The sequence below is a fragment of the Micromonospora musae genome (assembly GCF_003626545.1).
In the GTDB taxonomy this organism is placed as follows: domain Bacteria; phylum Actinomycetota; class Actinomycetes; order Mycobacteriales; family Micromonosporaceae; genus Micromonospora; species Micromonospora musae.
The window spans coordinates 712,275-733,971 of the sequence record NZ_RAZS01000003.1 but is presented as its reverse complement, the minus strand read 5'-3'; the positions used below and the strand labels follow the sequence as shown (position 1 = coordinate 733,971).

At 72.8% G+C, this 21,697-nt stretch carries 23 protein-coding genes and 1 tRNA gene; 5 read left to right on the top strand and 19 right to left on the bottom strand.

Annotated features, from left to right (window positions below):
* Position 1: 1 nt before the first annotated feature.
* The 7 genes from D7147_RS11430 to D7147_RS11400 form a co-directional block, all read right to left on the bottom strand.
* Complete coding sequence (locus D7147_RS11430; RefSeq protein ID WP_120676497.1) at positions 2–934, bottom strand: DUF881 domain-containing protein; 933 nt, start codon at positions 932–934, stop codon at positions 2–4.
* Between the two features lie 10 nt (positions 935–944).
* Positions 945–1,277 (bottom strand): small basic family protein, encoded by a 333-nt coding sequence (locus D7147_RS11425; protein WP_076471715.1) that lies wholly within the window; start codon positions 1,275–1,277, stop codon positions 945–947.
* Entirely contained in the window at positions 1,274–2,206 is a 933-nt protein-coding gene (locus D7147_RS11420) for a DUF881 domain-containing protein (protein WP_120676495.1), read from the bottom strand. Before D7147_RS11420 ends, D7147_RS11425 begins: the two co-directional genes overlap by 4 nt.
* A complete protein-coding gene (locus D7147_RS11415; RefSeq protein ID WP_120676493.1) occupies positions 2,203–2,832 on the bottom strand; it encodes a CDP-alcohol phosphatidyltransferase family protein in 630 nt (209 codons plus the stop codon). Before D7147_RS11415 ends, D7147_RS11420 begins: the two co-directional genes overlap by 4 nt.
* A 325-nt stretch (positions 2,833–3,157) precedes the next feature.
* Positions 3,158–3,628, bottom strand: coding sequence for a MarR family winged helix-turn-helix transcriptional regulator (locus D7147_RS11410; protein WP_120676491.1), 471 nt, complete (start codon positions 3,626–3,628; stop codon positions 3,158–3,160).
* A gap of 49 nt (positions 3,629–3,677) precedes the next feature.
* Complete coding sequence (locus D7147_RS11405) at positions 3,678–4,847, bottom strand: PP2C family protein-serine/threonine phosphatase (protein ID WP_120676489.1); 1,170 nt, start codon at positions 4,845–4,847, stop codon at positions 3,678–3,680.
* 98 nt (positions 4,848–4,945) lie between these two features.
* Positions 4,946–5,692 carry an SAM-dependent methyltransferase gene (locus D7147_RS11400; RefSeq protein ID WP_120676487.1) on the bottom strand — a complete coding sequence of 249 codons (747 nt, stop codon included), beginning with the start codon at positions 5,690–5,692 and terminating at the stop codon, positions 4,946–4,948.
* 117 nt (positions 5,693–5,809) lie between these two features.
* Between D7147_RS11400 and D7147_RS11395 the strand changes: the two genes are divergently transcribed.
* The 3 genes from D7147_RS11395 (at position 5,810) to D7147_RS11385 (ending at position 7,437) form a co-directional block, all read left to right on the top strand.
* Positions 5,810–6,691: a universal stress protein gene (locus tag D7147_RS11395; RefSeq protein ID WP_120676799.1), complete on the top strand. Its 882-nt coding sequence runs from the start codon at positions 5,810–5,812 to the stop codon at positions 6,689–6,691.
* Positions 6,692–6,763: 72 nt separating this feature from the next.
* Positions 6,764–6,976, top strand: a complete 213-nt coding sequence (locus D7147_RS11390) for a phosphatidylethanolamine-binding protein (RefSeq protein WP_120676485.1) — start codon at positions 6,764–6,766, stop codon at positions 6,974–6,976.
* The gene (locus D7147_RS11385) at positions 6,973–7,437 is read left to right on the top strand and encodes a hypothetical protein (RefSeq protein WP_120676483.1); all 465 of its coding nucleotides are present in this window, start codon (positions 6,973–6,975) and stop codon (positions 7,435–7,437) included. The genes D7147_RS11390 and D7147_RS11385 overlap by 4 nt, the downstream gene beginning before the upstream one ends.
* 9 nt (positions 7,438–7,446) lie before the next feature.
* Here D7147_RS11385 and D7147_RS11380 read toward each other — a convergent pair whose 3' ends face one another.
* The gene (locus tag D7147_RS11380) at positions 7,447–7,650 is read right to left on the bottom strand and encodes a hypothetical protein (RefSeq protein WP_120676481.1); all 204 of its coding nucleotides are present in this window, start codon (positions 7,648–7,650) and stop codon (positions 7,447–7,449) included.
* Between the two features lie 140 nt (positions 7,651–7,790).
* Here D7147_RS11380 and D7147_RS11375 point away from each other — a divergent pair, with 140 nt between their 5' ends.
* On the top strand, positions 7,791–8,444 hold the full coding sequence (locus D7147_RS11375) for a hypothetical protein (RefSeq protein WP_120676797.1): 654 nt from the start codon (positions 7,791–7,793) through the stop codon (positions 8,442–8,444).
* A gap of 6 nt (positions 8,445–8,450) precedes the next feature.
* On the opposite strand, the gene D7147_RS11370 is transcribed toward D7147_RS11375, so the two are convergent.
* The 4 genes from D7147_RS11370 to D7147_RS11355 all read right to left on the bottom strand — a co-directional run bounded on the left by D7147_RS11370 (position 8,451) and on the right by D7147_RS11355 (position 12,049).
* Positions 8,451–8,618, bottom strand: a complete 168-nt coding sequence (locus D7147_RS11370; protein WP_187398980.1) for an amidophosphoribosyltransferase — start codon at positions 8,616–8,618, stop codon at positions 8,451–8,453.
* 173 nt (positions 8,619–8,791) lie between these two features.
* Entirely contained in the window at positions 8,792–9,745 is a 954-nt protein-coding gene (locus tag D7147_RS11365; protein ID WP_120676477.1) for a D-2-hydroxyacid dehydrogenase family protein, read from the bottom strand.
* Positions 9,746–10,107: 362 nt separating this feature from the next.
* On the bottom strand, positions 10,108–11,085 hold the full coding sequence (locus tag D7147_RS11360; protein WP_120676475.1) for an aldo/keto reductase: 978 nt from the start codon (positions 11,083–11,085) through the stop codon (positions 10,108–10,110).
* A 70-nt stretch (positions 11,086–11,155) separates the two neighbouring features.
* The gene (locus D7147_RS11355; protein ID WP_120676473.1) at positions 11,156–12,049 is read right to left on the bottom strand and encodes an MBL fold metallo-hydrolase; all 894 of its coding nucleotides are present in this window, start codon (positions 12,047–12,049) and stop codon (positions 11,156–11,158) included.
* Between the two features lie 109 nt (positions 12,050–12,158).
* On the opposite strand from D7147_RS11355, the gene D7147_RS11350 reads away from it, so the two are divergent.
* Positions 12,159–12,584, top strand: a complete 426-nt coding sequence (locus tag D7147_RS11350; protein WP_120676471.1) for a MarR family winged helix-turn-helix transcriptional regulator — start codon at positions 12,159–12,161, stop codon at positions 12,582–12,584.
* 57 nt (positions 12,585–12,641) lie between these two features.
* Here the strand turns inward: D7147_RS11350 and D7147_RS11345 are convergent, their stop codons facing one another.
* The 7 genes from D7147_RS11345 to fdh all read right to left on the bottom strand — a co-directional run bounded on the left by D7147_RS11345 (position 12,642) and on the right by fdh (position 21,549).
* Positions 12,642–12,839 carry a hypothetical protein gene (locus D7147_RS11345; RefSeq protein ID WP_120331337.1) on the bottom strand — a complete coding sequence of 66 codons (198 nt, stop codon included), beginning with the start codon at positions 12,837–12,839 and terminating at the stop codon, positions 12,642–12,644.
* Between the two features lie 49 nt (positions 12,840–12,888).
* The gene (gene selB, locus D7147_RS11340; RefSeq protein ID WP_120676470.1) at positions 12,889–14,643 is read right to left on the bottom strand and encodes a selenocysteine-specific translation elongation factor; all 1,755 of its coding nucleotides are present in this window, start codon (positions 14,641–14,643) and stop codon (positions 12,889–12,891) included.
* A 1-nt stretch (position 14,644) separates the two neighbouring features.
* Entirely contained in the window at positions 14,645–15,949 is a 1,305-nt protein-coding gene (gene selA / locus D7147_RS11335; protein WP_120676468.1) for an L-seryl-tRNA(Sec) selenium transferase, read from the bottom strand.
* A 21-nt stretch (positions 15,950–15,970) separates the two neighbouring features.
* Positions 15,971–16,066 (bottom strand) — tRNA-Sec (locus D7147_RS32415).
* Between the two features lie 56 nt (positions 16,067–16,122).
* Positions 16,123–17,247 (bottom strand): NrfD/PsrC family molybdoenzyme membrane anchor subunit, encoded by a 1,125-nt coding sequence (gene nrfD, locus D7147_RS11330; RefSeq protein ID WP_120676466.1) that lies wholly within the window; start codon positions 17,245–17,247, stop codon positions 16,123–16,125.
* Complete coding sequence (locus tag D7147_RS11325; protein WP_120676464.1) at positions 17,244–18,290, bottom strand: 4Fe-4S dicluster domain-containing protein; 1,047 nt, start codon at positions 18,288–18,290, stop codon at positions 17,244–17,246. Before D7147_RS11325 ends, nrfD begins: the two co-directional genes overlap by 4 nt.
* Positions 18,280–21,549 (bottom strand): formate dehydrogenase, encoded by a 3,270-nt coding sequence (fdh, locus tag D7147_RS11320; RefSeq protein WP_147434557.1) that lies wholly within the window; start codon positions 21,547–21,549, stop codon positions 18,280–18,282. Before fdh ends, D7147_RS11325 begins: the two co-directional genes overlap by 11 nt.
* Between the last annotated feature and the right edge of the window lie 148 nt (positions 21,550–21,697).

Genomic DNA, 21,697 nt, shown 5'->3' with positions numbered 1-21,697 from the left:
GTCAGGAAACCGGACGGGCGTGTTCCAGCTTGATCGGCGCGTGCAGCGCCGAAACCTCGGCAGCCTCACGATCCTCAACGATCACGTTACCGCCGTCACCCTGGACCGACGCGACCACCCCACCAGGAATGTTCAACGCCGTACGCATCGTCGCCGGATCACCGATCACCGTGATCGTGAACGGACCCGTCAACCGCCGCCCGTCCACCACCAACGAACCGTTCTCCCCGTCCAGGAAGTACGTCGACGCGATGATCCGCACCGAGGCCCGATCCCCACCGGAGATCTGCATCGCCTCCCCGCCGGCGCCCCGCAACTCCTGCACCGCGTCCAACACCCGCGTCGCGGAGATCGGCTTCGCACCCGACTCGAACCGCACCGCCAGACCAGGACCCGTCGCCGGCAACGTACCCGCCAGGATCCCCAGCTCGTCCGCCCGCCGCGTCGCCTCGTCCAACGCCGCCTGCCGACCCTGCTCACCCGAGCGCAACTGCCGCTGACTCTCCTCCAGCCCGGCGATGTCCTGCCGCAACCGGTTCTCCCGAGCGTCCAGATCCGACAGGATCCGCACCAGGTCCTCCTGACGCGTCACACCCGCCGTCGGATCCGTCGACGTCGTCCGCAACTGCACCACCAGGGTGAACCCCAGCAACGCCAACAACGCGGCGATCATCACACTCGCCGTCGACACCCGCGACCGGCCCGCACCGGCCGGAGCCGCCGCACCGTCATCCGGCGACACCGCCGCCGCGCCCTCAGCGGGCTCCACCCCGGCCCCGTCCTCAGCCGGCTCCGTACGCGGAACCAGCGGACTCAACTCGTCCGGATCCGGCGCGTCCGGCCGCGGATCCGGCTCACCACCCGGCCCCGCCGGACGCTCCGGATCCGCCGGCTTCGGCCAACCCGTACCCGTCTCGGTCTGCTCCTCGCTCATCGCTTAGAACCTACGCCCGGAACAGGTGCCGGCGGATCGCCGCCACGTTCCCGAAAATTCGCACCCCGAGCACGACCACCACACCAGTCGACAACTGACCACCCACGCCCAACTGGTCACCCAGATACACGATCAAGGCCGCCACCAACACGTTCGAGATGAACGACACCACGAACTGCTTGTCATCGAAGATCCGGTCGAGCTTCGCCCGCACCCCACCGAAGACCGCGTCCAACGCGGCCACCACCGCGATCGGCAGGTACGGCTGCAACGCCGCGGGCACACTGGGGTCGAGCCACACCCCGAGAACCACACCGGCGAGCAACGCCAGCACCGCGATCATCGACCACCTCCGGAGGGGCTGGGAGACGTCCCTGAGTCGGTCGACCCGGGACCGGCGGACCGGTCACCCGACGGCGAGGCGTTCGGGCTGTCCGATGGTTCCGCGTAGCGTAGCTGCGGCTCAGGAGCGGCCGGCAGAGTGAGGTCGTCGGCCTCGCGGACCCCGAACGACAGCCCCGTCTTCTCGGCCACCTCCCGCATCAACGCGGCGTTGCGGCTCTGCTCGAAACGGCGCTTCATCGACCCCGGCCCGATCGCCGACACCTCGTACGGCCCGGTCACCGGACGGAAATCGACCAGGATCGCCTCACCCGCCGAACGGATCGTCGACGTCGCCGTCAACCGCTGCCCGTTGATCGAGATCGCCTCCGCGCCCGCGCTCCACAGGGCGTTCGCCACCCCCTGCAGATCGCTGTAGAGCACCCGCGGCGGACCCGCGCCCGCACCGGTCACCGCGTCCGCGTCACCAGGCGCGTCCGCCAACCGGACCACCACCCCGTCACCACGAACCCGGCCCAACCCGGTACCCGCCTCCAGGTCACGCAGCCGCGCCGCGGCCGAACCGCTCAGCGCCGCGTCCCGCTGCCGGCCGACCTCCTCGCGCAGCTCGTCGGCGCGCGCGGACAACTCGTCGGTCTCCCGCTCCCGCTCCTTGACCTGCGTCACCAGACCCGAACGCGCCTGGCTGCGCCCCGGCTCGTCCTCCATCGTCTGCCGGTACGCCACCGCCAGCAGGAAGCCGAGCACCACCAGCACCACCACGGTCACCGTCCGGGCCGATCGGCTGTGCCACCTCGACGGCGGATCGACCCGACGGCGCTGCGCCGCGGCCGCGTACCCCGGCTCCAACGGATTACGGAACAGCTCGGTCAGGAAGTCCGGCGCGTAGACGCGGGACGGGCGTTCCCGTTCGTCCCGGCGCACGCTCACGCCGCCGCTCCCGCGCCGCGCGCCGCGCGGACCAGCCGGGCGGCCTGGATCACGTACATGGCGCCGGCCACCCAATACAGCGCCAGGCCCCACCACGCCAGCCCCCAGCCGAGGGCACCGGCCACGTCGGCGGCCCCGGGGACGGCGGCGGCGAGCAGCAGGGTCGGGAACGCGGCGAGCAGGATGAAGGTGGCGGTCTTACCGACGTAGTGCACCGGCGGGGGGCCGTACCCGAACCGGCGCAACACCCCCAGCGAACCGAGCAGCAGCAACTCCCGCGCGAGCAACGCGGCGGTGAACTGCCACGGCACCACCTCGCGGGCGGTGAACCCGGCCAGTGTGGCGAGGATGTAGAGCCGGTCGGCGAGCGGGTCGAGCAACTCCCCCAGCCGGCTCACCTGGCCCAGCCGGCGGGCCACCCAGCCGTCGACCCAGTCGGTGGTGCCGCCGACCGCGAGGACCACGAGCGCGGCGACGTCGGCGTGCGCGCCGAGCAGCAGATAGAGGAAGACGGGCACGCCGATCAGCCGCAGGAAACTGATCAGGTTGGGCACGGTGAGCACTCGTCCGGTGGCCGTGCCGCCGGAGGCTCCTGGTTGCCCTGCCTCAGCCGGCCGACGCGACACCGAACCTCCTTGACGACACGCCCCGGCACCCGGCCGAGGTCGGGCGCTGCGGAGGACGTGCGCGTTGTCGGGCCGGCTACCGCCGGCGCCCTCTGCCGGCCCCGTCGAACGGGACCTTCGCCTGAAGTCGGCCCGCGATCGGTGATCGCGGGCCGAGTGAACTGCGCTGCCACTATATCGGGCTGCTCGCCCGGTCCGACCGCCGTGACTGTCGGCGCTTCGGTTCGTTTCGGTGTGGCGCGTGCCACCACCCGTAAGGCATCCTAGGACACTAGGGGTGGATCGGGCACCCGTTCGGTCGCCGCACCGCCCGCGCCGACGCGGCTCAGGCCGTCCGTACCGTCGCATCCTTCTGCTGCTCGCCCGCCTGGAGCACCGCCGCCTGCTCGAAGGCCAGCAGGCCGAGCAGCAGCTCGCTCTGGGCCCGCACCGGCATCCGGTCGAGCACGGCCTGCACCGCCCGGTGCCGCCGCTCGGTCAGCTCGCGCAGCACCTCCTCTCCCGCGGCGGTGGGCAGCAGACGCACCTCGCGGCGGTCCCGGGGGTCCGCCGCCCGGCGGAGCAGTCCGGTCGCCTCCAACCGGTCACAGAGCCGACTCGCCGACGACGGCACCACGTCCAGCAGCTCGGCCAGGCGGTTGACGTTCGTCTCCGACCTGGCGCAGATCAGCGACAGCACGCGCAGCTGCGTCGGGGAGACCGAGAGCCGGTGCCGGGAGGCGGCGGTGTCCAGCACGTCGACGAGCGCTTCGGCGGCCGCGTCGATCGCCGCGGCGAGATTCGGAGGTCGCTCCATCCGATGTCCCCTGCCATCGTCCCGCTCGCGGCCCGGCCGCGACGGTGCCTCATCCGGCGTCCCGGCCGCGGACACCGTGCCAGTCCAGGCAGACCACGACGGCGTCGTCGCGCAGATCGCTGTCCGCGTGGTAGGCGTGCAGTTCGCGCATCACCGTACCAACTGCCTCGGTCGCCGGCTGCAACCGTGTGGAGCGCATCGCCCGCGCCATCGCGCGCTCGCCGTACGGTTCGCCGCCGGTCGGGCGGGCCGCCCAGACACCGTCGCTGACCACGAAGAGGCGGTCACCAGGGAGCAGCGCGAACTCCTGCAGGTCGTAGCGGGCCTCGGCGAACATGCCCAGCGGCAGCTGCTGGTCCAGCGCGATCGGCTCCACCGTGCCGCCCCGCAACCGCAGTACGTGCGGCGATCCGGCATCCACCGCCCGCACCTCCCCCGTGGCCGCGTCGAGTTCGAGCAGAAGGGTCGAGACGTACCGCCGTCCGCGGTGCTGGTAGTGCAGCGTGTCCGAGGCGAGCTCGGCCTGCTCCGCCAGGCCGCCACCCGAGCGGCGGGCGTTGCGCATCGCGTTGACCGTGGTCACGGTCATCAGCGACGCGGCCAGCCCGGTGCCGTCGCCGTTGAGCACCGTGACGGTCAACCGATCACCGTCCAGGGACCAGTCGAAGTGGTCACCCCCCACGGTGTACGCGGGCTCGAGCTGACCGGCGAGGTGGAACGCGGGGTGCGTGACGCTGCGCCCGGGAAGCAGCTCCCACTGCAGCTCCGCCGCCATGCTCAGCCGTTCGCGTCGGCGTGCCCGGCGGTAGCGGTCCGTCTCCCGGTCGGCGGCGCGCAGCGCCACCGCCAGCGCGCCGGCGATGTCGACGGCCCGCTCCTCGACCTCCGGGCCGGGCGCGCCGGGCAGCTCGATCACGAGCACGCCCACCCGGTCCCCCCACACCGACATCGGCAGGAACACCCGGCACCCGCCCTCGTCGGCGGCGAGGACCGGCCGCTGACTGCTGAAGCAGCGCTGCGCCGCCGCCTCGCCGGCCACGGAGGAGCCGAGCTCCTGGTCGAGCACCGGCCAGAGACCGTTGATCCGGTAGTCGGCGATGAGCACCTCGGTGCGGCTGGCGCCCAGCACGGCGCGGATCGCTTGGTCGGCGGCCTCCACCAGCTGGTCCGGCGGGGCCGCCCGCAGGGCGCGTGACACCGGATCGGGGCCGTCCACCATGGTTGTTCCTCCGGAAAATTTGCTATGGGGCAAGCATCATACGGAGAGCCCACAGCAGCCGGGCGGCCCGGTGGCCCGTCCCGGCGGAGGGAACGTCCTCAGTGGTCCCCGCGTACCGCGACGGCGCCGTAGAAGGCGTCGGGAACCGACGCCGGCCTGCCCTCGGGCCGCCAGTCGCCGACCGCCACGACGCCGTCCTCGGTGGGCGTCCAGCGGCCGAGCAACGCGGGGAAGTCGGCGGGCGGACGCATCCGGAACGCCGGGCCCATCATCGCCAGCGCCTCGGGGTGGCCGGCCAGCTCCTCGCTGTCGAAGTCGACGGCGAGGCAGCTGCCCGGTGCCGCCGCCGCGTAGAGCTCGTCGAGCGTCCGGGCCAACGTCTCGTCGTCGAGGAACGCGGCGAGGCCGAGGAACACCACCCCCACCGGTCTCCTCCCCCACCCCGGCACGAACCGGTGCAGCTGGGCCGGATCGATCGTGCCGATGTCGGTGGCGTCGCCGTACCCGTAGCCGGCCCGGTCGCTGCCGGCGAGGATGCGCTGCCCCAACCGGATGGTGACCGGGTCGACGTCGGTGTAGAGGACCGTCGCCTCCGCCGCCACCTCGTGCACGTTGCCCATGGTCGGCACCCCGGCCCCGAAGACCAGGAAGCCGTCCACGCCGCGCGCGGCGATCGCCCGCACGGACCGGCCGAGGAAGGCCCGCAGCTCGCGGAAGATCTGCGCGCACGGCCCGTACGCCTGCTCGAAGGCGCCGGCCGCGGCCACGTCGACCGGGAAGTGGTGGTCCCCGCCGAGCCAGAAGTCGATCATGCGCCCGGTGCTCGGCTGATCGGGTTCAACCATCGATGACGCTCCCTCCCGCGGTCGTCGCCAGCGTACCGATCGGGCGTCCTGCGCGGTATCGCTCCGCCACCACCACGCCGGCCGGAATACTGACCGGCAGGGGGCGGGAGGTGCATGGTGAACTCGTCGGACGGCGCGGCGGTCGTCGTCGGCGTGGACGGTTCCGAGCCGGCGCTGCACGCCGTGCGCCTCGCCGCCGCCGACGCCGCCCGCCGGCAACGACCGCTGCGGGTGGTCCACGGGTTCATCTGGCCCCTGCTGCACGTACCACTCAACGCGCCGGCCGGCGCCCCACCCGGCGGCGGACTGCGCGACCAGGCGAAGCAGATCGTCGCGGCGGCGGTCGCCGAGGCCGAGACGACCGCACCGGACGTCCGCGTCTCCGGCGAGATCATCGACGGCGAGGCCGCCGCGGTGCTGCTCGGTGAGACGACCACCGCCGCGATGATCGTCCTCGGCGACCGCGGGCTCGGCGGGTTCTCCGCCCTGGTGGTGGGCTCGGTGGCGATCCAGGTCGCCTCGTACGCCGACTGTCCGGTGCTGGTGGCCCGCGGCGCGCCGCGCTCCGTCGGGCCGGTGGTGGTCGGAGTGGACGGTTCCGAGCTCTCCACCCTCGCGCTCGACTTCGCCGCCGACGCCGCCGACGCCCGGCGGACCGACCTGCTGGCGCTGCACGCCTACCGGCACCCCACCTCCAGCGGCCCCGGCGACATGCAGCCCCTCGTGTACGACCAGGGGCTGCTGCACAGCGAGCAGGAGCAGGTGCTCGCCGATTCGGTCGCCGGTCTCACCGAGCGGTACCCGGGGCTGCGCGTCACCCGGCGGGCGGTACGTGCCCGTCCGGGCCGGGCCCTCACCGACGCCTCCCGAACCGCCCAGCTGGTCGTGGTGGGTGGGCAGGGGCGCGGTGAGTTCACCGGGTTGCTGCTGGGATCGGTGAGTCAGTCGGTGCTGCACCACGCGGACTGCCCCGTCGCCGTGGTACGCGCCCCGCACTGAAGCACGGTTGCCGGCCACGGCAACGGGTAAGCGTCGCGGAGCCATCGGCGACAGCGACCGGAGGAGGCAGCGATGCCAGGACCACGGCCCGGCAGTAACGCGTACGACAAACAGCGCGCGCGGATCCGCAACGCGATCGACAACTCCGGGCGGCGCACGTCCGACGGTCGCGCGGACGAGGTCGCGAACCGGATCCTCCAGGAGGACCGGGGGCAGCGGGGCGTGATCCGCGGCGAACGGGTCTACGGGCCCAAGGGCGAACGCGAGCCGGGCGACCCGAAGTGAGGACGAGCGAGCTGACCGACGGCGCCATCGCCGGCGCCGTCGGCAGCACCGTCCTGAACGTGGTGACCTACCTCGACATGGCACTGCGCGGCCGCCCGGCGAGCAGCACGCCGGAGCAGGTGGTGGACCGGGTGGTGGGCGCCACCCACCTCAGCCTGGGCTCGCAGGACCTGGCGGGGAACCGCCGGGCCGGGCTCGGGCCGCTGCTCGGCTACGCGACGGGCGTGGCCGCCGGCGTCGGCTTCGCGCTGGTGACGCGCGGGCGCCGCACCCCTGTCACCTGGGCCAGCGGCCTGCTCGGCGCCGGCGTGATGGCCATGACGGACGGGTCGATCACCGTCCTGAAAGTGTCCGACCCCCGCACCTGGCGGCGCTCCGACTGGCTCGCCGACATCGTTCCGCACCTGGCGTACGGACTGGCGGCCGCAGCCACCTGGAACCGGCTGCGACCGCCCACGTAGGTCGGGTTGTCAGCCCTTGGCGTCGCTCTCGTCCTCGGCCAGCTCACCGCTCGGGCCGTACGGCGAGGCCTGCCCCTTCGGCACCGGCCGCCCCTCGTCGCCCCGCGACGATCCACGGTTGAGGGGGTGGCCGGTCGGCTGCGGGCCCTTGTTGTCCTGGCTCGTCGCGCCCCTGGCGTTGCGGCGGAACTCCTGCTGCTGTGGATTGACCACCGGTCTCTCCTTCCGGCTGGACGGCTCACGGCGTCGACCGCCTCCGCGCTGGGTTACCCGCCGCCGCCAGCGGCATTCGCCGACCGAACGGCGGGCGGTCGCGGGTGCTAGTCGGCCGGCGCAGCGGGTACACCCGCACCGTGGGCGACGAACGGAAGACGACCCGGGTCCTGCTGGACCGAAGCGGACGCACCTACGCCGAGGAGGCCGGCATCCCGCTCGCCGACCGGCCGGCGCCGCTGTACCAGTTGCTCGTGCTCGCCACCCTGCTGAGCACCCGCATCCGGGCCTCGGTGGCGGTGGCCGCCGCCCGGGAACTCTTCGCGGCCGGCTATCGCACCCCGCAGGCGATGGAGCGGGCGAGCTGGCAGCAGCGCGTCGACGCGCTCGGCCGGGGCCACTACCGCCGCTACGACGAGCGGACCGCCACCATGCTCGGCAACGGCGCGCAGCTCTGCCTGGACCGGTGGCGCGGCGACCTGCGGCGGCTGCGCGGCGAGGCGAACGGCGAGCCGGCCGCGCTGCGCCGGCTGCTCACCGAGTTTCCCGGGATCGGACCCACCGGGGCGGACATCTTCCTGCGCGAGGCGCAGGCGGTCTGGGGCGATCTGCGCCCCTTCGCCGACCGGCGGGCACTCGCCGGGGCGAAGCGCGTCGGGCTGCCCACCTCGGCGGAGAAGCTCGCCGGGCTGGTCCGCGGCCCCGACTTCGGCCGGCTCGCCTCGGCCCTGGTGCGGGTGGCGCTCGACAAGGACTCCGCCGACGAGGTCAACCGGGCGGCGCGCGCCCGGTGACCCGTCCTACTTGGCGGCCGGTTTCGGCTTGGTCAGGTGCCACACCAGCAGCGAGGCGAGCAGGGCGAGCAGCACCAGCCCGCCGGTGAGCCCGCGGCCCTCCTCCGGGTCCCGGCCCGAGGTGCCGAAGTAGATCACCGCGAGCCCCGCGAGCACGGTCACAAACGTCCGCAACCCTCGGTCCTTCACAAGTCGGACGATACGGACGACCGGCGCCGGCCGGAGGCGAAACCCTACGTCATTCCCCCGTTCGGGGGGTGCGGCACTTGAGGCCAGTTCGATCTTTAGTGGCTCCGCCAGGTCCGGCGACAGTGGCCGGGGCATGGCTGAGCCACTGCCGGAGTGAGTCAGGCCAACACTCGGATCGGACTGCCGTCGAGGAAGGCGCCGATGTCGTCCACCGCCTCACGGAAGAACATCGCGTAGTTCCGATCGCTGACGTAGCCGAGGTGCGGCGTGGCGAGCACGTTCGGCAGCGTACGGAACTCGTGGCCGACGGGCAGCGGCTCCTTGTCGAACACGTCGAGGCCGGCCCCCGCGATGCGCCCCTCGCGCAGCGCGGCCGCCAGGGCGGACTGGTCGACGATGGCGGCCCGCGAGGTGTTGATCAGGTAAGCGGTGGGCTTCATCAGGGCCAGCTCCCGCGCGCCGACGAGCCCGCGCGTGCGGTCGCCGAGCACGAGGTGAACGGAGATCACGTCGGAATCGGCGAGCAGGCCGTCCAGGCCGGGGGCCAACCGCGCGCCGGCCGTTTCGGCTCGCTCCCGCGTCAGGTTCTGGCTCCAGGCCAGCACGTCCATGCCGAACGCCCGCCCGACCGCGGCCACCTGCGACCCGATCCTGCCCAGGCCGAGCAGCCCGAGGGTACGTCCGTGCAGGTCGGTGCCGACGGTGTGCTGCCAGGGCCCGTCAGCGCGCAGCGCGGTCGCCTCGGGCACCAGCTGGCGGGCCAGGCCGAGCAACAGCGCCCACGTCAACTCGACCGTCGAGGTCCAGCCGCCGCCTGTGCCGCACACCGTGACGCCGTGTGCCCGGGCCGCCTCCAGGTCGATGGCGGCGTTGCTCATGCCGGTCGTGACGAGCAGCCGCAGGTTGGGCAGCTGGTCGAACACCTCGGCGGGGAACGGCGTGCGTTCCCTCATGGCGACCACGATCTCGTAGTCGTAGATGGCCGCCACGAGCTCGTCGGTGCTGGTGAACGGCTCGCGGAAGCTGGTCGTCCGGACCCGGGCCCAGTCCGCCAGCCCGAGTGCCACCCCCTGGTAGTCGTCGAGGACGGCGCAGCGAGGATCAGTTGACATGACGAACAATTCTGCCTTCCAGGTGAATGAGGTGCTCAGCCACGGAGCTGACGGAGCGCATCCAATACTCTCGACCTCGTCTTCGATGCCCCGACCGACGTGATCCGGCACGCGGTGCTGGCCCGGACACGCCCTGCCACATCTGCTCAGCACTGGCACGCCAAGATTTGGCGGCCTCGGGCCGGTGGTGCGCAGCGTGCAGGCGCGATCGCGTATCTGCACGCTGCGCACCGGACCGCTCGACGAGGTCTTCGCCCGGCTCGACAGGCTAGGAACATTGTCGTTCAGAGCTTCTGACAGGGTTCCGATCGTGTGCGAGCAACAAGGGCGCGCCGGTCAGTTGCGGTCAGCGCCGGCTGGGGTCAGCGCTCCAGCAGGCGCAGGGCGGCTTCGTCGTGAGTTTCGCCGACAGCGGGCGGAAGGTTGTCGAGCTTCTCGATCTGCTCGGCGGTCAGCTCCACGGCGTCGGCGGCGCTGTTCTCCTCCACGCGTGCCACGCGCTTGGTGCCGGGGATGGGGGCGATGTCGTCGCCCCTGGTCAGCAGCCAGGCCAGTGCGATCTGCGCCGGGGTGGCACCCGCTTCGGCGGCGATCGCTTCGACCTCGTCCACGAGGCGCAGGTTGCGCTGGAAGTTCTCGCCGGTGAAGCGCGGGTTCTTCTTACGCAGGTCGGTCTCGTCGAAGCCACTGGTCGAGCGGATCTGCCCGGTGAGGAATCCACGCCCCAGCGGCGAGTAGGGCACGAAACCGATGTTCAGCTCGCGCAGCAGGGGCAGCACCGTCGCCTCCGGGTGCCGGGTCCACAGGGAGTACTCCGACTGCACGGCGGCGATCGGATGCACGGCGTGGGCCCGGCGAATCGTCTCCGGTCCGGCCTCGGACAGGCCGATGTGGCGGATCTTGCCTTCGGCGATCAGCTCGGCCAGCGCCCCGATGGTGTCCTCGATGGGCGTGTTCGGGTCGACTCGGTGCTGGTAGTACAGGTCGATGTAGTCGGTGCCCAGCCGCTTGAGCGAGCCGTCGACGGCGGTGCGGATGTTGGCCGGGCTGCTGTCGAGCTGACCCGGCTCGCCGCCCGTGTGCGAGATCATGCCGAACTTCGTCGCCACCACGGCCTGCTCCCGGCGGCCCTTGAGCGCCTTTCCGAGGAGCTCCTCGTTGAGGTACGGGCCGTAGACCTCGGCGGTGTCCAGGAAGGTGGCGCCCAGCTCCAGGGCCCGGTGGATGGCGCGGATCGACTCGGCGTCGTCGGTGCCGGCTCCGGTGTAGGCGTAGGACATCGACACCAGGCCCAGACCGATACGGGAGACGTCCAGGTCCCCCAGCTTTATGTGTTTCATGGCAGTTCTCCGTTACTAGGAATTCGAGCGACTTGCGGTCCGATGGTCGTGGCCGCAGCGGGTGGAACCGTCAGGCGACGGGAATCCAGGTGAACCGGCCGTCGGGGCGCCGCTCGGCGCGGCCGAAGACCACGTCGGCGAAGTGGTTGCCGTAGCCGATGGTGTCGGGGCGGCTCAGCTCCTCGACCAGGCGGTGGCGGTACTCGGCCGCATCGGCCGTGTCGTGGTCGATCCCACAGCCCCATTCGGGGTGGGTGACCTGGACCGGCGCGTGCATCGCGTCGCCGAACGCGATGAGCCGCCGGCCGCCGCCGGTGATGGTGTAGGTGGTGTGGCCGACGGTGTGACCGATCGAGAACGAGGCCCGTACGCCGGGGAAGATCTCCTCGCCGTCCTGGACCGTACGGACGAAGGGTGCGAAGGCGGCCAGGCGTTCCTCAGTCGCCCCGGCCCCGGCGGCCAGGTCGCGCCGCTCCCACTCGGGTGCCGCGACGAAGTGCGGGGCGTGCGCGAACGGCGGCGCATCGCTGCCGGGCTCGTTGCTCCACGCCCAGCCGAGGTGGTCGAGGTGCAGGTGGGTGATGGCGACGGCCTCGATGTCGCGCGGCTCACGGCCCAGCCGCCGCAGACCGTTCAGCAGCTCGCCGCCGTGGATGCCGCCCAGCATGGGGTTGGCCGGGTCGTCGGGGTGGGACTCGGGTCCGAAGCCGGTGTCGATGAGCAACGCCCGGTCACCCTGCTCAACCAGCAGTCCACCGACGGCTGCGGGCAGGAAGCCGCCGTCGTCGAGATGATCGGGATTGGCCGACCAGTCGGCGGCGGTGGCGTCGGGCAGCCAGCCGTGCGGCTTGCACAGGGCCAGCCCGTCCGGAACGTAGGTGATCTTCAGTTCGCCCAGCTGGAGCGAACGGACGCGCGGTGCGCTCGTCAGCCGTGCCCGGTCGAATTCGGATGTTGCGGTCATATGGCCCTACCTCGTGTTCGATGAGGTGCCGCCAGCCGGCGACAGGAGCCAAACGTTAAAGCTAGAACAACTCTAGCTGCAACTATTTGAGTTGTAGTAAACTCGTCACATGGCCGACGAGCGCGAGACCCGCCCCCAAGCTGACCGCCAGCTGTGCGGACTGGTCAGAGATCTGGCCAGCCAGATCGAGGCCCACCTGCGGACCCGAGCGGCCACCCTCGGTCTGACCCCGACACAGGCCACCGCGCTGTGCGAGCTGACCCACCCCATGACCCTGCGCGAACTCGCCGACAGGATGAGCTGCGAGCCTTCCAACATCACCTTCGTCGCCGATCGCCTCGAAGGGCAGGGCTACCTGGAACGGCATCCACACCCCGACGACCGCCGTGCCAAGCAACTCCTCCTGACCCCCGAGGGCTCCGAACTCCGCGGACGCCTCGTCGAGTTGCTCTCCAAGGACTCCCCGCTGGCGCCGCTGGCCACCGAAGAGCAGGACGGACTGCGGCACCTCCTCACCCGCGCCCTCATCCGCTGACCCGTTCCGACGGGCAGCCGTGAGATAGGGACGGGTTCTCCGGAACAGGACGCCGGCTCAGTCGCTCTCCAGGTCGTCCAGCGAGATCGCGTGGGTCATCAGCCACCGCGCCAACGCCGACATCCCGAACAACCACAGCGGCGCGGACTCGGTGGTGCCGTTGGTCGCGAAGATGGCGAACCGCAGATCCGGCGCCCGATACGCCTCGATCCGCCACTTGTGCTGCTTGTCCCGCCAGACCGCGGAAGGGTCCATGGCGTCACCGTAGGTGACGGGCGGACACCCGCACGGCCGGATGACCGGCTCAGCCCACGACGATCCGGGCGTCGTCGGGCAACCGCCGGGTGGCACCCCGGCGATCCAGCAGCTCCAGCAGCGGCACCGCGACCCGCCGGGTCGTCTCCAGCGCCTGCCGCGCCGCGGAGAGAGTGAACGGCTGGGGCAGACCGGCCAGCACCCGTACCGCGTCGTCGAGCACATCGGGCAGCAGCACCACGTTCTCCGCCAGGCGCAGCAGCGCGCCGGCGCGGACCGCCGCCCCGATCTCCCGGGGCCCCAACCCCAGATCGGCCAGGCGGTCGGCCTCCGGCGCCTGGAACGGGCGGTGGCCGTACTCGGCGCGGATGCGCTGCACCGCCCGGGCCACCGGCGCGGGCAGCACGTCGACGGCCGCCGCGGTGACCCGCCCGCCCACCAACCGCAGCGGCGGCCGGACCAGCGCCTCCACCAACGCCCGATCCGGCAGGGCGAGCCGCTGCCGCAGCACCTCCACGGGCGCGCCCGGCTCCAACGGGTGTTCCCGGCCGTGCCGCGCCACCTCCTGCACCAGCCGGACGCCGAGGCCCCGCCAGTGCTCCGGGTCGGCCAGCCAGTCACCAGCGACCAGGGGCACGTCGACCGGCACCCCCATCCGGGTCAGGTCGGCGGCCCGGGCCAGCAGGCGTCGCCGCAGCTCCCCCGCGAGGTCGGCCCGGCCGTCCAGTCCGGCCAGGACGGCCGCGCGAGCCACGGCCGCGCCCCGGCGGACCAGCGGCGGGGGCGCCACGTCGAGCACGGTCACCCCGCCCGCCACGTGGTGGCGGCCCGGGTCGCGCAGCAGCGCCCGATCACCGATGAGCAGCGGCAGCGGCCGGGCCAGCCGCAGCCGGACGGTGTCCGCACCGAGCGGCCGGACCCGCACCGGCACCGCGGCCGAGCCGACGTGCAGGGTGAGGGTGCTCGGCAACTGCGCGGCCTCGTCGCCGGCGACCCGGACGTCCACCACCTCGGTGCGGTGGAACCGGCCCGGACTGAGCAGGGCGTCGCCGCGCGTCAACCGGTCCCGCGCGGTGCCGCGCAGGTTCACCGCCACCCGGGCCACCGCGGTGACCTCGGTGGCGGGCGCCCCGAGCATCTGCAGGCCGCGGACCCGCACCGTCTCGCCGGTTCCGGCGAGCTCCAACTCGTCACCGACACGCAGCCGGCCCGCGCCCAGCGTGCCAGTGACCACGGTGCCGCTGCCCCGGATCGTGAAGCTGCGATCCACCCAGAGCCGCACCGGGCCGCCGTCGCCCGGGGCCGGTAGCCGCGCGGTGAGCCGATCCAGAGCCGCCCGCAGCTGCGGCAGGCCCGCCCCGGTCAGGCCGCTGACCGCGACCGCCTCCACCGCCCCCAGCGAGGTCGCGGCGATCTCCGCGCGGGCCTGGGCCATCGCCGGACCCGGATCGGCCAGGTCCGCGCGGGTCACCGCCAGCAGGCCGTACGGCACGCCGAGGGCGTGCAACGCCGCCAGGTGCTCCGCGGACTGGGGCATCCACCCCTCGTCGGCGGCGACCACCATCAGCGCCGCCGGCGCCGGCCCCACCCCGGCGAGCATGTTCGGCACGAACCGCTCATGCCCGGGCACGTCGACGAACGCGACGGTGCCGCCGGAGGGCAGCGTCGTCCAGGCGAACCCCAGGTCGATGGTCATGCCCCGACGGCGTTCCTCCGCCCACCGGTCGGGCTCCATCCCCGTCAACGCCCGGACCAGCGTGGACTTGCCGTGGTCGACGTGCCCCGCGGTGGCCACCACCCACACGTCAGTCGTCCTCCGGCACGGCCAGCACCGCCGCGCGTACCGCCTCGTCGGCCTCCGGCGGCACGCAGCGCAGATCCAGCAGCAGCCGTCCCCGCACCACCCGGCCGAGCACCGGCGGCTCGCCCGTACGCAGCGGCACCGCATACCACTCGGGCAGGCTCAACGCCCACGACTCCAACTCCACGCCGGGCGCGCCCCCGCCGCCGACCACCGCCACCGACGGCACCACCTCGGCCTTGCGGCCCTCCACGCCGAGCCGCTCCCGCAGCCGCTCGACCCGCGCCCGCAGCGCACCGGGATCGGCGTGCAGGGCGGCCCGGGTCGGCGTGTCGAGCCGGTGCAGGGTGGCTGCCAGCGCCGCCAGGGTCAGCTTGTCCACCCGCAACGCCCGGGCCAGCGGATGCCGGCGCAGCCGCTCGACCAGCTCGACGTCGCCGAGCAGCAGCCCGGCCTGCGGCCCGCCGAGCAGCTTGTCACCGCTCGCGGTCACCAGGTGCGCGCCGGCGCGCAGCGTGCTGGCGGCGTCCGGCTCGTCCGGCAGCAGCGGGTCCGGGACCAGCAACCCGGAACCGATGTCGGCGACCACCGGCGCACCGAGGCCCACCAGCTCACGTACGCCGACCGCGGAGGTGAAGCCGGTGACCCGGAAGTTCGACGGGTGCACCTTGAGCACGAACCCGGTGCGCGGGCCGACCACGGCGGCGTAGTCGGCGAGGGTGGTGCGGTTCGTGGTGCCCACCTCGCGTAGTCGGGCACCCGTGCTGACCAGCAGGTCCGGCAGGCGGAACCCATCGCCGATCTCGACCAGCTCGCCCCGGCTGACCACGATCTCCCGGTCGGCGGCGAGCGCGGTCGCCGCGAGCACGAGCGCGGCGGCGCCGTTGTTCACCACGTGCACGGCGGCAGCCGCGGGCACCGCGGCGGCCAGCGCGGCCAGCGCGTCCCGGCCCCGGCGGGCCCGCCGGCCGGTCGCCAGATCCAGCTCGACGTCGGTGTGCCCGGCCGCGGCGACCAGCGCGTCGACGGCCGGCCGGGACAGCGCCGCCCGGCCCAGATTGGTGTGCAGCACCACCCCGGTGGCGTTGAGCACCGCCCGGGGCGTCGGCGCCGGCAACGCCGCGACGGCCACGTCGCGCACCTCGTCGGGGCGGATCTCCCCCCGCCGGGCACGGTCCTGCGCGGCGGTCACCGCGGCCTTCACCCGATCGCGGCCGAGCACGGCCGTCGCGGCGACCAGCCCGGGGTCGGCGAGCAGCACGTCGGTGCGGGGCACGCGGCGGCGCGGGTCGGTCTGCCCGTCGCGCATCACGTCATCCCCCACAGTGGTTGGCGGAAGCGGACGGGAATCGAACCCGCCTGGCCCGGGTCCCGGACCACACCGGTTTTGAAGACCGGGAGGGGCACCAGCCGCCTGAACGCCTCCACGGAGCATTTGACCACAAGGGCCACGCCGCCGTGCGCGGAGGTCGAAAAGTCTTCTCAGTCGCCGGTCCCGGCGGCGGCCTGCCGCCGACGTTCCAGCCGCTCCCGCTGCGGCACCACCGTGTACCTGGCGTCGCGGGACGAGGCGACGCCGGCGTGGAAGACACCGAAGCGGGTGGCGAGCGAGGCGGCCAGCAGCGCGGCGCCGGAGATCGCCGATACCAGCCGGCTGCGGCGGCCCACCAGCGCGCCGGCGGCACCCGCTACCGTGAGCGCACGGGCGGCGCTCATCAACCGGCCCGGCCGGCCGCTACGGTACGGCTCGGAGAGCAGGCCGAGCCCGGTCTCCACCCGGTGCGCCGCGGCGAGTTCGAGGGCCGCGCCGACCACCGCCATCCGGCGGGCCGGAGCGGCCTGCTCCGGCGGCGCGCCGATCAGCCCCACCGCGGCACCGCTGGCCAGCGCGCTGCCCGCGAAGAGGAACGGCAACTCCCGGTACGCCTCGTGCCACGACGGCACCGCGGTGTCGGAGAGCAGCACGGCGGTGTAGGTGGCCAGCGCCGGCGCGGTCGCCGCCGCAGCCAGCCCCGCCACCTGCCCGACCGGCGGCAGCACCCGCCGGGCCAGCCCGGACACCCCCCGCTCGGGCAGCAGCGGCGCCGCCTCCGCGACCGCGGCTGCGCCGGCGGCCGGACCGAACGCGGCGAGGATCCAGGTGCCCACCGACATCGGCGAGGTCAGCTTCGCCACCCGCAGCATGTGGTGGAACCGGGCCGGACGTCCCAGGTCCTCGATCAGGAAACCGGTGCTGGCCGCGACCGCGGCGAGCGCGGTGACCCGGCCCGCCCGGCGCAGCGCCGGCCGGTCGGTGAGCTGGCCGCCCGCCGCGAGCAACGACGCACCGGCCGCCAACCCGCCGGTGAACAGGTACGCGGCGATGGCCCAGTCCCAGACCGGCGGCTTGAGCACCGGCCGGCCGTAGTACGAGGTGAACTCGGCCTCGGGAACCCGCAGCTCCTCCCCGCCGCCACGGCGGCGCCCGCCGCGGCGACCCGAAGCGGCCGTGAGACCGGCGTCGCTCTGGCCGGAGAGCTGCCCTCCGGGCGCGCCGGAGCGGCCCCCGTCGAGCCGATCACGGAACCGGCGGAACCGGTCGCCGACCGGCTGGTGCTCCGAACTCACGAGGAACCTCCGACGAACGCGGCCACGGCGGCCGCCGCCACGGCCAGCGCCGCCAGGCCGGCCTTCTTCCACATCTTCGGCAGGTCCCGGGTGGTGACCACCGGATCCGGCGGCAACCCGTACACCTCCGGCTCGTCGAGCAGCAGGAAGAACGCGCCGTCGCCGCCGACCCCGTCGGCCGGGTCGTGACCGTAGAGCCGCGCCTCCGGCACACCCCGCTCGTGCAGGGTGGCGACCCGGGCCGCGGCCCGCTCGCGCAGCTCCTCCAGCGGCCCGTACTGGATCGACTCCGTCGGGCAGGCCTGCGCGCACGCCGGGGTCTTCCCGACGCCGATCCGGTCATAGCAGAGCGTGCACTTCCACGCGCGCCCGTCGTCCTGGCGCCGGTCGATCACGCCGTACGGGCAGGCGGAGATGCAGTAGCCGCAGCCGTTGCAGATGTCCTCCTGCACCACCACGGTGCCGAACTCGGTACGGAACAGCGAGCCGGTCGGGCAGACGTCCAGGCAGGCGGCGTGCGTGCAGTGCTTGCACACGTCGGACATCATCAGCCAGCGGAAGTCGGAGCGGCTCTCCGGCCCGGTGGCCCGACCCGGCGGCTGCGTACCGGGCATGCCGAGGAACTCGGGGCCGGCCGCCATCCGGGCCGCCGCCTCCGGCGAACCGGTCGGCTCTCCGGGCTCCGTGCCGACCGGGTTGCCGGTGGTCGCGCCGACCGCCGCCGACGACGGGCTGGTGCTGCCGTCGGTCGGGTTACCGGCGAACGGCGGCGTACGGTGCCCGGCCGGTCGGGGCTGCTCGACGAACGCGACGTGCCGCCACGAATTGGCGGTCAACGCACCGGTGTTGTCGTACGACATGCCGAGCAGGTCCAGGCCCGAGGTGGGCACGTCGTTCCACTCCTTGCACGCCACCTCGCACGCCTTGCAGCCGATGCAGACGCTGGTGTCGGTGAAGAAGCCCATCCGGGGCGGCGCGTCGGACCAACCGGCCTCCGGCGCCGGGTCGAGCGGACCGGCGAGACTGTTCGGATCAGGAAGCATCAGACGTCCCCGGGTCGGGCGGAGTGACCACCGGCGCGTGCCGGTCCGGGCTCATGAAGGCCCGCCGCTGATAGTCCTCGACCATCTCACGCAGGGCCCGGCCGGTGGGCCGGCGGCCGGGCCGGACGTCACAGGTGCCCACCTTGCTCTCCTGGATCAGCACGTTCGGATCGAGGGTGATCCCGATCAGGTCGTTGGCCGAGTCACCGGTGACCAGCCCCTCGTAGCCGAAGTGGTACGGCAGCCACACCTGGTGGATCACCCGTCCCTCCACGCGCAGTGGCGTGAGCCGGTCGGTGACCAGCACCTTCGCCTCGATGGCCGCGCGGCCCGTGATCAGGTGCGCCCAGCCCAGATGCGTCAGCCCCACCTCGGCGGCCAGCTCCGGCGAGACCTCCACGAACATCTCCGGCTGCAACTCCGCGAGCGGACGCACCATCCGGCTCATCCCACCCGCGGTGTGGTGCTCGGTGAGCCGGCTGACCGTGAACACGTACGGGAAGATCTGGGCCTGTTCCTCGGGCGGGCTCGGGTTCACCGAGTTGATCGCATCCGGGTACACCTTGCGGCTCGGGTTCGCCTGCTGCCGGTAGAGCGGGTTGCGCATCGGCGACTCCGCCGGCTCGTAGTGCGTCGGCAAGGGCCCGTCGACGACCCCGCTGGGCGCGTAGAGCCAGGCCTTGCCGTCGGCCTGCATGACGAACGGGTCGTCACCGGCGATCCCCTCGGGGCCGGACGTGCCCGCCTTCGGCCGGTACGACGGCGGCTTCGTCTTCTCGAAGTCCGGCACGTCGTAGCCGGTCCACTCGCCCTTCTCCTCGTCCCACCAGATGTACTTCTTCCGCTCGCTCCACGGGCGCCCGTCAGGGTCGGCCGAGGCGCGGTTGTAGAGGGTGCGCCGGTTCGACGGCCACGCCCAGCCCCACTCGCCGGCCACCCAGTTCTGCTCGTGCCGGGACTTGCGGCGGGCCGCCTGGTTCACCCCGTCGGCGTAGACGCCGCTGTAGATCCAGCAGCCCACCGCGGTGGAGCCGTCGGCGCGCGCCTCGGTGAAGCCGCCCAGGGGGCGGCCGGTGGCCACGTCGAACCCGTTGATCTCACGCAGCACCGCCTCGGCGCTCGGCTCCGCGAGCGGGCCCTGCGTCGGGTAGTCCCAGGCCAGGTCGAGCAGCGCGCGGTCGCGGCGCTTCTCCGACCTGGCCAGCTTCTCCCGCAGCTTGCGCCCCAGGTGGTAGAAGAACCACAGCTCGGAGCGGGCGTCGCCCGGCGGCTCCACGGCCTTCTCGCGCCACTGGAGCATCCGCTGCGTCTGGGTGAAGGTGCCCTCCTTCTCCACGTGGGACGCGGCGGGCAGGAAGAAGACCTCGGTGCGGCACTGCTCCGGCGTGATCTCGCCGGTCTCCACCTCCGGGCCGTTACGCCAGAACGTGGCGCTCTCGATCATGAACAGGTCGCGGACCACGAGCCAGTCCAGGTTGGCCATGCCGAGCCGCTGCGCCCGCCCGTGCGCCGACCCGACGGCCGGGTTCTGCCCGAGCAGGAAGTAGCCCTTCACCTTGCCGTCGATCATGTTCAGCACCTGCTGGTAGGTGCCGTGGTCGCCGGTCATCCGCGGCATGTAGCCATAGCAGAAGTCGTTCTCCGGCGTCGCCGCGTCCCCCCAGTAGGCCTTCAACAGGCTGGCGCAGTACGCCCGCGCGTTGCCCCAGAAGCCCTTCTGCCCCGGGTGGTGGATGCTGTCCGCCCACTCGTCGAACGTCGGGTGCTTGGCGTGGTGCGGCATCGGCAGATAACCCGGCAGCAGGTTGAACAGCGTCGGGATGTCGGTCGAGCCCTGGATGCTCGCGTGCCCGCGCAGCGCCATCACGCCGCCACCGGGACGGCCGATGTTGCCCAGCAACGTCTGGATGATCGCGCCCGTGCGGATGTACTGCACACCGACGCTGTGCTGCGTCCACCCCACCGAGTAGACCAACGCCCCGGTGCGTTCCCGCCCCGAGTTCTCCGTCCAGGCGCGGGCCAGTTCGAGGAACTTCTCCTGCGGGATGCCGCAGACCCGCTCCACCATCTCCGGCGTGTAGCGGGCGTAGTGCCGCTTCAGGATCTGGTAGACGCAGCGTGGATGCTGCAACGACTCGTCCCGCAGGACCTGCCCCGGGATCGGCATGCCGTGCGACTCGTGACGCAGCCCCGCCGCGGTGTCCCGCTCGTCGCTGGTGTCCATCGAGCCGGACTCGCCCTCCTGCCCCGCGTACTGCCAGCTGGTCTGGTCGTACGCGCCGGTCTCCGGGTTGAACCCGGAGAAGAGGCCGTCGCCCTCCTCGGCGTCGACGAACTCCTCACTGATGATCGTCGCCGCGTTGGTGTACGACAGCACGTACTCCCGGAAGTCCAGCCCGTTCTCCAGGATGTAGCGCACGACGCCACCGAGCAGCGCGATGTCGGTGCCCGCCCGGATCGGCAGGTACGTGTCGGCGAGCGCGCTGGTGCGCGTGAACCGCGGGTCGACGTGGAAGACCTTGGCCCCCCGCCGCTTCGCCTCCATCACCCACTGGAAGCCCACCGGGTGGGCCTCGGCCATGTTCGAGCCCTGGATGACGATGACGTCAGCGTTGGCGAGGTTCTGCTGGAAGTCCGTCGCGCCACCGCGACCGAAGCTGGTCCCCAGACCGGGGACGGTGGCGGAGTGTCAAATCCGCGCCTGGTTCTCGATCTGGAGCGCCCCCATCGCCGTGAACAGCTTCTTGATGAGGTAGTTCTCCTCGTTGTCCAGCGTCGCCCCGCCGAGGCTGGAGATGCCCAGCGTGCGGTTGAGTGGCCGGCCCTCGCTGTCGACGTCCTCCCAGGTCTCCTCGCGCGCGGCGAGCACCCGGTCGGCGATCATGTCGAGCGCGACGTCGAGCTCCAGGTCTTCCCACTCCGTCGCGTACGGCCGGCGGTAACGGACCTTCGTCTGCCGCAGCGGGCTGGTCACCAGACTCTTGCTGGCGGCGCCCTTGGGGCAGAGCCGGCCCCGGGAGATCGGGCTGTCCTCGTCGCCCTCGATCTGGGTGACCTGCCCGTCCTTGACGTAGACCCGCTGACCGCAGCCGACGGCGCAGTAGGGGCAGACCGAACGGGCCATGCTGTCGGCCGTCTCCGTACGGGCGGTCAGCTCCGCCGTGCGGGGCGACTGCGCGGCCGCGCCTCGGCCCAACGGGTCGGTGCCGGTGAGCTGCCGGTAGACCGGCCAACCCTCGATGAAGGTCCGGATACCCACTGCGACACCCCCTTCCGAACGCCGAGGCCGACTCCATGAACACTAGGCCAGCCGACGCGCCCGCGCGACCCGAGTCGGCGGAGAACCCCCGCGCGGAACCGGGTACGAACCGCCCGAGAAGGCCCTCTCCAGCACCGAACTCCGTGGT